This is a genomic window from Actinomadura sp. NPDC048955, assembly GCF_040649435.1.
In the GTDB taxonomy this organism is placed as follows: Bacteria; Actinomycetota; Actinomycetes; order Streptosporangiales; family Streptosporangiaceae; genus Spirillospora; species Spirillospora luteofluorescens.
Genome location: NZ_JBEZJI010000062.1, coordinates 22666 through 35674 on the forward strand (window position 1 = coordinate 22666; position 13009 = coordinate 35674).

Annotated in this window: 12 protein-coding genes; 4 read left to right on the forward strand and 8 right to left on the reverse strand. The window is 74.8% G+C overall.

The genetic code is table 11. The annotated features are described in order from the left end of the window. Positions 1–2: 2 nt before the first annotated feature. Positions 3–2474, forward strand: a complete 2472-nt coding sequence (locus AB0C84_RS37575; RefSeq protein WP_361075478.1) for a lysylphosphatidylglycerol synthase transmembrane domain-containing protein — start codon at positions 3–5, stop codon at positions 2472–2474. Between the two features lie 9 nt (positions 2475–2483). Here AB0C84_RS37575 and AB0C84_RS37580 read toward each other — a convergent pair whose 3' ends face one another. The 8 genes from AB0C84_RS37580 to AB0C84_RS37615 form a co-directional block, all read right to left on the reverse strand. Then, the gene (locus tag AB0C84_RS37580; protein ID WP_179848854.1) at positions 2484–3089 is read right to left on the reverse strand and encodes a MerR family transcriptional regulator; all 606 of its coding nucleotides are present in this window, start codon (positions 3087–3089) and stop codon (positions 2484–2486) included. A gap of 343 nt (positions 3090–3432) precedes the next feature. Then, positions 3433–3903 (reverse strand): bifunctional nuclease family protein, encoded by a 471-nt coding sequence (locus AB0C84_RS37585; RefSeq protein WP_067468341.1) that lies wholly within the window; start codon positions 3901–3903, stop codon positions 3433–3435. 141 nt (positions 3904–4044) lie between these two features. Beyond that, a complete protein-coding gene (locus tag AB0C84_RS37590; RefSeq protein WP_361075481.1) occupies positions 4045–4776 on the reverse strand; it encodes a MerR family transcriptional regulator in 732 nt (243 codons plus the stop codon). Between the two features lie 39 nt (positions 4777–4815). Beyond that, positions 4816–5346, reverse strand: coding sequence for an FHA domain-containing protein (locus AB0C84_RS37595; protein WP_179848852.1), 531 nt, complete (start codon positions 5344–5346; stop codon positions 4816–4818). 307 nt (positions 5347–5653) lie between these two features. Next, the gene (locus AB0C84_RS37600; RefSeq protein WP_361075483.1) at positions 5654–6454 is read right to left on the reverse strand and encodes a DUF881 domain-containing protein; all 801 of its coding nucleotides are present in this window, start codon (positions 6452–6454) and stop codon (positions 5654–5656) included. Beyond that, entirely contained in the window at positions 6451–6783 is a 333-nt protein-coding gene (locus AB0C84_RS37605; protein WP_179848850.1) for a small basic family protein, read from the reverse strand. The genes AB0C84_RS37600 and AB0C84_RS37605 overlap by 4 nt, the downstream gene beginning before the upstream one ends. A gap of 21 nt (positions 6784–6804) precedes the next feature. Continuing rightward, entirely contained in the window at positions 6805–7683 is an 879-nt protein-coding gene (locus AB0C84_RS37610; protein ID WP_361075485.1) for a DUF881 domain-containing protein, read from the reverse strand. A 66-nt stretch (positions 7684–7749) separates the two neighbouring features. Continuing rightward, entirely contained in the window at positions 7750–8385 is a 636-nt protein-coding gene (locus tag AB0C84_RS37615; RefSeq protein WP_361075487.1) for a LysE family translocator, read from the reverse strand. A 94-nt stretch (positions 8386–8479) separates the two neighbouring features. Here AB0C84_RS37615 and AB0C84_RS37620 point away from each other — a divergent pair, with 94 nt between their 5' ends. The 3 genes from AB0C84_RS37620 (at position 8480) to AB0C84_RS37630 (ending at position 13009) form a co-directional block, all read left to right on the forward strand. Beyond that, entirely contained in the window at positions 8480–9820 is a 1341-nt protein-coding gene (locus AB0C84_RS37620; RefSeq protein WP_361075489.1) for a PLP-dependent aminotransferase family protein, read from the forward strand. Positions 9821–9892: 72 nt separating this feature from the next. Then, positions 9893–11485 carry an ATP-binding cassette domain-containing protein gene (locus AB0C84_RS37625; RefSeq protein WP_361075491.1) on the forward strand — a complete coding sequence of 531 codons (1593 nt, stop codon included), beginning with the start codon at positions 9893–9895 and terminating at the stop codon, positions 11483–11485. A gap of 108 nt (positions 11486–11593) precedes the next feature. After that, on the forward strand, positions 11594–13009 hold the full coding sequence (locus AB0C84_RS37630; RefSeq protein WP_361075493.1) for an aminotransferase class V-fold PLP-dependent enzyme: 1416 nt from the start codon (positions 11594–11596) through the stop codon (positions 13007–13009).

The window sequence follows — 13009 nt, forward strand, 5'->3', positions numbered from 1 at the left end:
GCGTGACACAGACCCACGACGGCGCGGTGCGCCCGGCGCAGGGCGCCGCCGCGGCCGCGCCCGTCGACGAGCCCGCCCAGCCGTACCGGATCCGTCGGCCCTCCGACGCCATCCGGTTCGCGGCGTCCGTGGTGGGGCTGGCGGCGGTGATGCTGCTGGTGTCGATCGCGCAGCAGACGACCCACGGCCTGCAGACCGACATCGCGCAGGGCACCGCGCACGCGCCGCGGCCGCTGCTGACGCTGGCGACGCTGGTGTCCAGCTTCGGGGTGCTGGCCGTCCCGATCGCGTTCGCGATCGAGCGGCTGTTCCACAAGGACGGCATGCGCGTCGCGATCGCCCTGCTGGCCGCGATGATCGCCTTCGGCGTCACGGTGGGCCTGGACGACCTGGTGGTGCGGGCCGCGCCGGGCGGCGTGCTCGACTCGCTGATCTGGGGCGGCACCGAGACCGCGCCGGTGCACACCGACATCGCCCCGGTGATCGCGTTCGTCAGCGCGGTCGGGATGGCGGGCCGCGCCCGCTGGCAGGCCGCGACCTGGACCATGATCGGGCTGGCGGCGCTGACGGGGCTGACCGCGTCCTACGCCTCCGTCGCCGCGCTGGCGGCCACCTACCTGTTGGGCCGCGCCATCGGCCACGGCACCCTCTACGCGGTCGGGACGCCGAACCCGCGCCCGTCCGGCGCGGCCGTGGTGGCCGCGCTCGAACGGCTCGGCCTGCGCCCGCAGCGGGGGGCGCGCCTGGACGACGCGCACGCCGACGAGACCCGCCGCTACGGCGTCGCCCTCGCCTCCTGCCCACAGGACGGGTACGGCGCCCGGCTCCCGGCGGGCCGGGGGGCGCACGGCGACTGGGACGTGGAGGTCCGCGTCCTGGACCGCGACCAGCAGACCGCCGGGCTGCTGTACCGGGTCTGGCGGCTGCTGCGGCTGCGCGGCGCCACGACGGGGCGGACGCTGCGGTCGCTGCGCCGGTCCCTGGAGCTGGAGTCGCTGATGGCGTACGCGGTGGACGCCGCGGGCGCCCGGACGCCGCGGCTCGTCGGCACGTGCGAGGTCGGCACCGAGGCGGCGCTGCTGGCCTACGAGCACGTCCCTGGGCGGCGGCTCGGGGACGTCCCCGACGGGGAGGTCACCGACGAGCTGCTGGCGGACGTGTGGCGGCAGTTCCGGTCCCTGCAGGCGGGGCGTCTCGCGCACCGGCGGCTGGAGGGCGAGGCGGTCCTGGTCGGCGACGACGGCCTCGCCTACCTCACCGACCTGCGGTCCGGGGAGACCGCGGCCGGCGACCTGGCGCTGCGCCTGGACCTAGCGCAGCTGCTCACGACCCTGGCGCTGCGCACGGGGCCGGAGCGGGCGGTGCGGACCGCGGCGCCGGTGCTGGGCGAGGAGGCCCTCGGCGGGGCGGTGCCGCTGCTCCAGCGGGTGGCGCTGTCGCGGGAGACCCGCACCGCGCTGCGGCGCCACAAGGACCTGCTGACCCGCATCCGGGAGCAGATCGTCCGGCTGAAGCCGGAGACGGAGGCGCCCCCCGCCAAGCTGGAGCGGTTCCGGCCCCGGACCATCGTCAGCATCGTGGCGCTGTCGGTCGCGGCGTACATCGTCATCCCGCAGGTGACGAGCCTGGACATCGGCCGTCTGGCGGCCACGGCGAGCTGGCATTGGGTGGCGGCGGCCCTCGGGGCGGCGGGACTCACCTATGTCGCCGCCGCGTTCATGCTGATGGGGTTCGTCCCCGAGCGGCTGCCGCTGGGGCGGACGGTCCTGGTGCAGCTGGCGGCGTCGTTCGTGAAGCTGGTCGCGCCGGCGGCCGTGGGCGGCGTCGCCGTCAACACGCGCTACCTGCAGCGCTCGGGCGTCCGGCCCGCCCTCGCCGTCGCGAGCGTGGGCGCGTCCCAGCTCGTGGGCATGGTCACCCACATCCTGCTGCTGGTGCTTTTCGGGTTCCTGACCGGTTCGACGGCGAAGGCGACGCAGGACCTGGCCCCGTCCAGGACGATCGTCCTCGCGGTGCTCGGGCTGGGGCTGCTCGCGGGGCTCGCGCTGACGGTGCCGCGGGTGCGGCGCGTGGTCGCCTCCCGGTTGAGGGCAATGTTCTCCGGCGTGGTGCCGCGCCTGGTGGACGTGCTGCAGTCACCAAAGAAGCTGTCCACCGGGATGGGCGGAACCCTGCTGCTGACGCTGGCGTTCACGCTGTGCCTCGACGCGTCGGTCCGGGCGTTCGGCGGGTCGCTGCCGTGGACGACGGTGGTGCTGGTGTTCCTCACCGCCAACGCGGTCGGGTCGGCGGCGCCGACGCCGGGCGGGCTCGGGGCCGTCGAGGGCGCGCTCACGCTGGCGTTGACGATCTCGGGGCTGACGGCGGAGACGGCCACGTCGGCGGTGCTGCTCTACCGGCTTCTGACGCTGTGGCTGCCGGTCCTGCCGGGGTGGGGGGCGTTCGCCTTCCTGCAGCGCAAGGAGGCGCTCTGAGGCCTGGCCTCAGCCGGTGCGGCGGGCGCGCCGCCGGTCGGCCAGTTCGTCGTGGTGCTGTCCGGCGGGGTCGTCGTCGCCGGTGGAGGCGCGTTCAGCGGGCAGCTCCGCCAGACTGCCCTCCACCTCCTGCCACACCCGTCCGAGCGCGATGCCGAACACGCCCTGCCCGCCCTGGAGGAGGTCGACGACCTCGTCGGGCGAGGTGCACTCGTAGACGCTGACGCCGTCGCTCATCAGGGTGATCTGGGCGAGGTCCTGGACGCCGCGGTCGCGCAGGTGGGAGACGGCCGTGCGTATCTGCTGCAGCGAGACGCCGGTGTCCAGGAGCCGCTTGACGACCTTCAGGACCAGGACGTCGCGGAAGCTGTACAGCCGCTGGCTGCCGGACCCCTGCGCCGACCGCACGCTGGGCTCGACCAGCTTCGTGCGGGCCCAGTAGTCGAGCTGCCGGTAGGTGATCCCCGCCGCGGCGCACGCCGTCGGGCCGCGGTAGCCGACATCCTCCGGCGGCACCGACACCTGGGTGTCGAAGAGCAGACCCTGCTCTCCGGCACGGCGGGACGCCACGCGCCTGTCGGGGGTCGCCTTGCCCTCGCCGCTGCTCACCGCCACGCGGACCTCCGGCTTCTATCATCCCGCGGCGGCTCGTCAAGGGGGTTTGACGAATTACACCACGGGTGTTCCACCAGCACGGTAGGTGCCGGTCAGGGTGTGGTCAACGTTCATCGTCGGCGCGTCGCATGCCCGGATGAACCGGCTTCACGTGGGCAAACTGCGCACCTTCGTCACCCACGCAGTCCATACCCCGATGGTTCCCCCGCAAAAACCGCCAGGTCCGGCGCAATGGGCGACCATTCGCCCCATGGCATGAACTCGCACTCCAGAGTGACATACGCCACGGGAATCGCCCACCTCGGGGTGGGCGCGGGACCGTCCTGTCCGGCGCGGGGGCGGCCTATCCGGCGCGGCCGAAGTCCTCCGGGGAGATCGTGTCGAGGAACTCGCGGAACTTCTCGACCTCGTCCTCCTGCTCGTCGGGGATGGCCACGCCGGCCTCCTCCAGGACGTCCTCGCTGGCGAAGATCGTGGCGCCGGTGCGCAGGGCGAGGGCGATGGAGTCGGACGGGCGGGCGCTCACCTCGACGCCGTTGGAGAAGATGAGGTCGGCGAAGAAGATCCCTTCGCGCAGCGCGGTGATGTTGACGGTGCGAAGCTGGACGCTCAGTGCGTCCAGCACGTCGCGGAACAGGTCGTGGGTGAGGGGCCGGGCGGGCAGCACCCCCTGCTGGGCGAAGGCGATCGCGGTCGCTTCGACCGCCCCGATCCAGATGGGCAGGTAGCGATCGCCCTCCGTCTCCTTCAACAGGACGATCGGCTGATTGGAGGGCATCTCGACCCGGACGCCGACGACCTCCATCTGCTTCACTGCGGCTCCCTGCTGGTTCTCGCTGTCTCGATCACCATGTGCAGCGGATCGATTCCTGACCGAACCATGTAGCCAACGTACACCCAGGCTCGGACAGCTCGCGGCGCACGGGGGGCGGCAAAAACCTCCACGGCCGCGCGATCAGTGGTCGAGGCTCTCGCGCAGGCCCGCGCCGACCAGCGCGGCGTGCAGCCGGACCGACAGCGCGGCGATCTCACGCGCCGTCTCGGCGGCCTGCTCGTGCGCGCCGCGGCTGCGGCGGCGCAGCTGCGGCGCGACCATCTGCTCGATCAGGCCGACCTGCCGGTCGGCGGCCGCCTTGACGGCGCGCAGGTGCCGGACCTCGAAGCCGAACTCGCCGAGCGCGGCCGCGACGCGCGCGATGTTCAGCGCCTCGCCCTCGTAGTGGGCGCCGGTCCGGCGGACGAGGCCGTACTCCTCCAGGCGCGCGAGGAGGGCCTCGTCGATGCCGGCGCCGTCCAGGAGCTGGCGGCGGGTGAGCCGGACGGCGGGGTCCGGCGCGGTGGTGTCGGCGGCCACGAGCGTGCGGGGGCGCCGCCGGTCCGGCTCGGCGGGGCCGGGGCGGCGGTCACCGAGCGGCGGGACGCTCTCGCCGCGGTCGCGCGCCTCGAGGTGCTGCCGGATGACGCGCAGCGGCATGTAGTGGTCGCGCTGCGCGGTGAGGACGTACCGCAGGCGCTCGACGTCGGCCTCGCCGAACTTGCGGTAGCCGGACGGGCTGCGCTCGGGCTCGACGAGCCCCTCGGACTCCAGGAAGCGGATCTTGGAGATGGTGATGTCGGGGAACTCGGGCCTGAGCAGCCCGAGGACGTCCCCGATGGTCATCGGGGACGGGGCCGGCTCCGCGCTCAAGGGCCCTCCCATCGTTCGCCGCGACCTCGCCGCGTTCCGTCAGCCGTGGGCCGGATTGGTGAGGAACACCAGCCGGAACTTGCCGATCTGGACCTCGTCGCCGCCCGAAAGCCCGGCCTGGTCGATCCGCTGCCGGTTGACGTAGGTGCCGTTGAGGCTGCCGGTGTCGCGGACGGAGAACACACCGCCCTGCCGGGCGAACTCGGCGTGCCGGCGGGAGACGGTGACGTCGTCCAGGAAGATGTCGCTCTCGGGGTGCCGTCCGGCGGACGTGCGGTCCTTGTCGAGCAGGAAGCGGCTGCCGGCGTTGGGTCCGCGCTTGACGACGAGCAGCGCGGTTCCCGGGGGGAGCGCCTCCATCGCCATCTGGTCGGGCCCGACCGGCTCCTCGGCGCCGGCGTCGGTGTCCAGCGCCTCGAACCCCCCGATGGAGATCGTGGACGTGGACTCGCCAGGCGACTCCCGGGGAGGCGGCGGCGCCGAACTCCTCAGCGGAGTGCCGCAGTTCGAGCAGAAGCGGGCATCATCCGGGTTGGCGTGACCGCACTGCGTGCAGTAGACGCTCGGCATCGATCGGCTCGGCCTCCTACCATCGGCGTGCCGCCCGCGGACCGCCCGCCGTAGCGGGGACCGCCTGCGTCACGCGCATCCTTCACCCAACCCACGCCGGGGACCCGCCCCCGGCCACGGTCCAACTCACCGCCCGCTCACACGACGGTCGCCGCAACTTACGCGGGTATTGCCCGAGGGGTCAACTGGAACGGTGAACCGGCTGCACCAAACTACATTCGCCGATGATCGCAGGTCCATGCCGCCGCGCGGACCGCCGCGATCACGACGTCCCGTCCCGGCGGTCGGTCGACCGTCCCCGTCCCCTCTAGGGAGACCGTACCGCGCCGACGGCCACCTTCGCGCGCCGGGTGATCAGTACGTGGGCCCCGGCGCCCTCCAGCGTGCGGACGAGGCCGCCCGGGATGCCCAGCGCCGTCGTCATCGTGTGCGGGTCGCCGATCGCCAGGAACCGGTACGGGGCGGTGAGGAGCCTGCCGTCCGCGCGGATGCCGTCGCGTTCGTCCAGGAAGTGGGTGTCGACGCCGACGCGCACGTCGCCGACCTGGATGACCTCGGCGCCCGCGTCGCGGAGCTCCTCCAGGGCGTCCAGCAGGTTGAGGGCCTTCACCCCGCGGCCGGGGTCGTCGATGCGCAGCTCGATGCCGGGGCCCTCGGCCGGGAGCGTGCCCGCGAGCAGGCCGTAGGCGGTCGCCCGCTCGCGCGCCTCCTCCAGGGCCGTCCCGCCCTCGGCGTCCCGCTCCAGCCGGGCCTTCGTCTCCTCCAGGTCGCGCAGGTCGCCTCTCAGGCGCTCGGAGCGCTGGCCCAGGTCCGCCAGGATGCCGACGAGCTCGTCCTGCCGCGCGGTGGCGAACGTGGTGTCGCGTTCGGTCGAGCGCACCTGGGCGGCGACCGCGAACCCCAGCACCAGGCACAGGAGCCCGCCGACGAGCTGCCCCGGGCTGACGCGCGGGCGCAGCAGATCGGCGAGGGCGCGCAGGCCTCCGGGCCCCGGTCCGACTTGCTCTTCCTCCTGGGCCTGCTCTTCTTCCCGCGCCTGCTCGTCCTCCGGTGCCTGCTCGCCGCCCGGCGGCGCCTCGTCGCGCCGTGTGGCCTCGCCGCCGGTCACGCGCCGAACAGCTTCCGCCGGATGGCCGCGGCGTTGGAGAAGATCCGGATGCCGAGGACGACCACGACGCCGGTGGACAGCTGCGAGCCGACGCCGAGCTTGTCCCCGAGGAAGACGATCAGCGCGGCGATGACGGTGTTGCTGACGAAGGAGACCGTGAAGACCTTCTCGTCGAAGATCCCCTCCAGCCTGGCCCGGACGCCGCCGAACATGGCGTCGAGCGCCGCCACGATCGCGATCGGCAGGTAGGGCTGGAGCCAGAGCGGCACGTCCGGCTGGATCAGCAGGCCCAGCGTGACGCCGACGACGAGCCCGATCAGCGCGATCATTCCCCGGCCCCCCTCCCCCGCTCACCGGCCGCCCCCGTCGCGGGGGACGGCGTACCGCGGCCGGAACGCGCCCGCGGCGGGCAGCCGCAGCGCGCCCGAGCGGCGCGTGCCGTACCTGATCCCGAACCGGTCGCGCAGCGCCGCGAGCCGCCGGTCCGCGGGCGAGCCGGCGAAGGCGGCCCGCAGGCGCCCGGCGTCGCCGAGCGCCGTGACCTCGTAGGGTCCGTCGAGCGGCCGGTAGTCGACCATGATCGCCTCGCCGGCGGCGCGGATCGCGGTGGTCGGGGTGAGCCGCTGGCCGTTGACGCCGATGGCCCGCGCGCCCGCCGCCCACAGCCCGTTCACCAGGACCTGGAGGTCCTGATCATAGACCCGGCCGGCGTCGGCGGCGCGGCCCGGCGCGGCCGGGGCGTCGTCCAGGGCGACCACGAGGCCCTCGCCGGCGGCGGGGGTGGCGGCCGCCGCGGCGCCCGCCGCGGCCACCGCCCGCCGGACGCGGCGGCCCTCGGCGCTGCGGGCCAGCGCGGCGGCCCGGCGCCGCTCGGTGTCGGCCCGCAGCCGGTCGAGCCGGTGCTGGAGGGCGTCGGTCTCGGCGGTGCGGGCGTGGATCTGGTCGACGAGCTCGGAGCGCCGCTCGGCGGCCACGGGCTCGCCGCGGTGGACCTCGACGCCGGCGACGGCGGCCAGCGCCCCGGCGAGGGCGAGGACGAGCAGGACGCCCGCGCCGCGCAGCCGCCGCGGCCGCGGCGCGGTCCCGCCGGAGGCGGCCCGGCGCGCCGCGGCCGCGGCGTAGCCCGGGTCGAGGTGCTTGCCGGCGAAGAGGTCGGCGAGCAGCGACATGGAGGCGTCGGGGCGCCCGTCCGGCTCCCGGCCGCCGGGTTCGTCCTGGCGTGCGATCACCGGCCCATCATGGCAAGGTCCGGCGCGGCGGCGCGGGGCGCGTCCCCCGCCGGCGGGCGCGCCGGGTCAGGCGGTCGCGGGCCGCAGGCCGATGTGGACGGCGAGGGCGGCCAGCACCGAGCCCATCAGGTAGCGCTGGGCGCGCCGCCAGCCGGGCCTGCGCCCGAGGAAGGCCGCGATGGAGCCGGCGCCGAGCACGATGAGGGCGTTGACGGTGACGGCGATCACGACCTGGACGGCGCCGAGCAGCAGGATCTGGACGGCGACGTGGCCGCGCCCGGGGTCGGCGAACTGCGGCAGCAGCGACACGTACAGCACGGCGATCTTTGGGTTGAGCAGGTTGGTGACCAGGCCCATGGCGAACAGCCGGCGCGGCGGGTCGGCGGGCAGGTCCCGGGGCTCGAAGGCGGTCGTGCCGCCCGGCCGCAGCGTCTGCCACGCCAGCCACAGCAGGTAGCAGGCGCCGGCCAGCTTGATCGCCGTGTAGAGGGGCGGCACGAGCGTGAAGATCGTGGTGAGGCCCGCGGTGGCGGCCGCGACGTAGACGAGGAATCCCGCGGCGACGCCGCAGAGCGAGATCAGCCCGGCGCGGCGGCCCTGCGTCACCGACCGCGACACCAGGTAGATCATGTTGGGCCCCGGGGTGAGGACGAGGCCGAGGGCGAACAGGGCGATGGCCGCGACGGCCGCGTACGAGATCATTGCACTCCAGTCGACTCGAAGTTCTCCCAGAGTAGAAGTCGCGCTATTGTCAGTGCAATAACAACATTGTTCTCGGTGCAATGCGGAGGTTCGCATGGACGACTTCCGGCGGGTCGCGGACGAGCTGGCCGCCGACATCGCGGCGGGGCGGCTCCGCCCGGGCGAGCGGCTGCCGCCGCAGCGCGCGTTCGCGCGGCGCCGCGGCATCGCGGGCTCGACGGCGAACCGCGTGTACCGGGAGCTGGCGCGGCGCGGCCTGGTGGTGGGCGAGGTCGGGCGCGGGACCTTCGTCCGCGCGGGCGAGCACCAGCCGGGGCCCGCGCTCGCCGAGCCCGCCGCCGCACGCGTCGACCTGGAGCTGAACCACCCCGTGGTCCCCGGGCAGAGCGCCCTGCTCGCCGAGGGGCTGGAGCGCCTGCGCCGCCCGGACGTCCTGGACGCCGCGCTCGGTCCCGCCGGGGTCGCGGGGACAGCCGCCGCCCGCGAGGCCGCGGCGGCCCTGCTCGCCTCGCCGGGCCTGCGGCCCGACCCCTCCGAGGTGCTGTTCGCGGGGAACGGTCGGCAGGCCATCGCGGGCGCCGTGGCGGCGCTCGTGCCCGCGGGCGGCCGGCTCGGCGTCGAGGCGCTCACCTATCCGGTGATCAAAGGGATCGCGGCCCGGCTCGGCGTGACGCCCGTCCCGATCGCGATGGACGAGCGCGGGCTGCGCCCGGACGCGCTCGCCGACGCCCACCGCGCCGCCCCGCTCGGCGCCGTCTACGTCCAGCCGACGCTGCACAACCCGCGCGGGACCACGATGCCGCAGGAGCGCCGCGCCGAGCTGGCCGGCGCGCTGGAGCGCCTCGGCCTGCACGCCGTGGAGGACCGGGTCTGGGCGTTCCTTCCGGGCGGCGGGCCGGAGCCGCTCGCGGCGCACGCCCCGCACCGCACCGTGCTGGTCGACAGCCTCTCCAAGCGCCTCGCGCCCGGCCTGAGCCTCGGCTTCGTCCTGCCGCCCGCGGCCCTCGCCGGACGCGTCGCCGCCGCGCTGCGCTCCGGCGCCTGGGGCCCGCAGGGGTTCGCGCTGGAGGCGGCGGCGGGCTGGATCACCGGCGGGACGGTCGAGAAGGTCGTGGCCGCCAAGCGCGCCGACGCCGCGTCCCGCCAGCGGATCGCGGCGCGGTGCCTGCGGGGCGCGGCCGTACGGTCCGATCCCGGCTCGTACTTCTGCTGGTGGGAGCTGCCCCAGCGGTGGCGGGCGGAGACGTTCGTGGCGGCGGCCGCCCGGCGCGGCATCGCCGTCACCCCGGCCGCCGCCTTCGTCGTGGGCGGCGCCGCCGCCCCGCGGGCCGTCCGCTTCGGCCTGGCCTCCCCGCCGCCGGACGTCCTCGCGCGCGCCCTGCGGACCCTCGCCGGGATCGCCGCCGGGGATCCCGACGACGACGCCCCCGACTGACCGGATCCGGCGGCTGGACGCGCACCGGAAGATCGTCCATCGTCGGGGTGGGGTCGCCCGGCGGGAGGACAGATGATCGAGGTCCGCGAAGTGGGGCAGCGAGCGGCCGGGGGACGGCGGACGCTGCGCGAGGTGTCGCTGTCGATCGGCGCCGGGGAGCTGGTGGCGATCATCGGCGGCAGCGGGGCGGGCAAGACGACCCTGCTGGACGCCATCGCGGGCGTGCGGCCCCCCGTCGAGGGTGAGGTCAGGTACGACGGCGGCGCGGGCGGCCCGGCCGCGGGCTCGCTGGGCTACGTGCCGCAGGACGACATCGTGCATCTGGAGATGCCGCTGCGCCGCACGCTGCGGTACGCGGCGGGGCTGAGGCTGCCCGCGGGGACGCCTCCGGAGCGCGCCGAGCGCGCCGTGGACGGCGTCCTGGAGGCGCTCGCGCTGACGGCCCGGGCCGGGCAGCGCGTCGGGTCGCTGAGCGGCGGTGAGCGCAAGCGGGCCAGCATCGCGGTCGAGCTGCTGACGCGGCCGCGCGTGTTCTTCCTGGACGAGCCCACGTCCGGCCTCGACCCGGCGACCTCGGCCGACCTGATGCGGCTGCTGCGCGGGCTCGCCGACTCGGGGACGACGGTGGTGCTCACCACGCACCATCCGCCGGACGTCCTGGTGTGCGACCGGGTGGCCGTCCTCGCCCAGGACGGGGGGCTGGCCTTCTACGGCGAGCCGGACGAGGCGCGCGAGTGGTTCCGGGCGGACCGGATCGAGGACATCTACCTGAGGCTGGCCGAGGCGGAGGAGCACGAGTGGGCGGGCCGGTTCGGCGCCGCCCCCGCGCCGGCGCCCGGCCCGGCGATCGGCGCGTTCCGGCAGTGGGCCCTGCTCACCCGGCGCAGCCTGGACCTGCTCACCCGCAACCGGCTCACCCTCGCCGTGCTGGTCGGGTCGCCGCTCATGGTGCTGGCGATGTTCGCGGTCCTGTTCCGGCCGGGGGCGTTCTCGCCGGAGTCCCCCAGCCCCGCCGCGACGGTGATGATCCTGTTCTGGATCGCGTTCGGCGGGTTCTTCTTCGGCCTGACCTACGGGCTGCTGCAGATCTGCAACGAGCTGCCCGTGCTGCGGCGGGAGCGGCTCACCGGGCTGCGGATCACGCCGTACGTGCTGGCGAAGGCGACCGTCCTGCTGCCGCTGCTGGCCGTGGTGGACGCGCTGATGCTCGGCGTCCTGCGGGCGCTGGACCGGCTGCCCGCGATGGGGTGGGGCACGTACGGGGAGCTGTTCGTCACGCTGCTGCTGTGCTCGCTGGCGGCGCTGGCCCTGGGCCTTCTCGTGTCGGCGGCGGTCACCGACCCGGCGCAGGCCACGATGGCGCTGCCGATGCTCTGTTTCCCGCAGGTGCTGTTCGTGGGCGCGATCCTGCCCGTCCCGGTGATGGCGGCGCCCGGGCGGTGGCTCAGCTGCGCCATGTCCAACCGGTGGGCGTTCGAGGGGCTCGGGCACAGCCTCGGCGTGGAGCGGCTCTGGGCGACGGGGCGCTCGCCACTGGGCCCGCCCCTGCTCGACTCCTACGGTGACACGTTCTCGCGGGCACCGGTCGTGGACTGGGCGCTGCTCGGCGGGTTCACGGCGCTGTTCCTCGCGGGAGCCTGCCTGGTCCTCACTCGAAGGACATAAAACCACGTCCCCGTAGGCCATTTAAGGCCACTGCGGCGCTCTTGCATCACCCCCGCCAATTTTGGACCGTTTAGTGAAGGATGCGGCTTTTGCTCACGGGGGTGCAAAGTGAGCGTTTCGCCCGATTTTGACATCGACCTCATGCCCGGCTACGCCGAGACGCGGCGGCTCGACGAGCTGCGGGCCGCCGAGTACGCCTACCTGGACGCGCAGACGTACCTGGACTACACGGGCTCGGGCGTCGCCGCCGCCGCGCAGATCCGCGCGCACGCCGAACGCCTCACCAGGCACTGCTACGGCAACCCGCACTCGGAGAACCCGACCTCCAGCGCCTCCACGGCACTCGTCGAGCGGGCGCGGCGGGCCGTCCTGGCGTTCTTCAACGCCTCCCCCGAGGAGTACGCGGTGGTGTTCACGCAGAACGCCACCGGCGCGTGCCGCCTCGTCGGGGAGGCCTACCCGTTCGGGCGGGGCACCCGGCTGGTCCTCACCGGCGACAACCACAACTCGGTGAACGGCGTCAGGGAGTTCGCGAGGACGCGCGGCGCCGAGGTCGCCCACGTGCCCGTCCGCGCGCCCGACCTGCGGATCCGCGAGACCGAGCTCATCGCGGCGCTCAGCGGCGGTGGCGGCGGCCTGCTGGCCTTCCCCGCGCAGAGCAACTTCAGCGGCGTCCAGCACCCGCTGAGCTGGGTCGACCTCGCCCACGCGCACGGCTTCGACGTGCTGCTGGACGCGGCCGCCTTCGCGCCCGCCGGCCGTCTCGACCTGAGCCGGGTCCGGCCCGACTTCGTCCCCGTGAGCTGGTACAAGGTCTTCGGCTACCCGACCGGCGTGGGCAGCCTGATCGCTCGCCGGGAGGCGCTGGCCCGGCTGCGCCGCCCCTGGTTCGCCGGCGGGACCATCCAGGCCGTCAGCGCGCTCGGCGGCTGGCACGTGCTCGCGCCCGACGAGACCGCGTTCGAGGACGGCACCCTGAACTTCCTGTCCATCCCCGACGTGGAGTTCGGCATCCACTGGATCGAGGACATCGGCATGGACCTCGTCCGCCGCCGCGTCGGATGCCTGACCTCGCTGCTCCTGCGCCGCCTCGCGGGACTGCGCCACGCCGACGGCTCCCCCCTGGTCCGCGTGTACGGGCCGGAGGGGACCGGCGGGCGCGGCGGCACCGTCGCGTTCAACGTGCTCGACCGCCGCGGCACGGTCGTGGACGAGCGGATCGTGGCCCGCGACACCGCCGCCGCCGGCATCTCGATCCGGACCGGCTGCTTCTGCAACCCCGGCGCCGGCGAGGGCGCGTTCGAGATCCCCGAGCCCGCGCTGCGCCGGACCGCGAACGAGCGGATGCGGACGCTCGACGACTACCTGGACGTCCTCGGGCTGCCGAGCGGCGGCGCGGTCAGGGCGTCCCTCGGCCTCGTCTCGAACATCGCCGACGTGGAGCACCTCGTCGCGTTCCTCGGCGCCCGGTACGCCGACCGGGAACCCGACCGGACCGGCCTCAGGCCCCGCGAACGCTGCTGA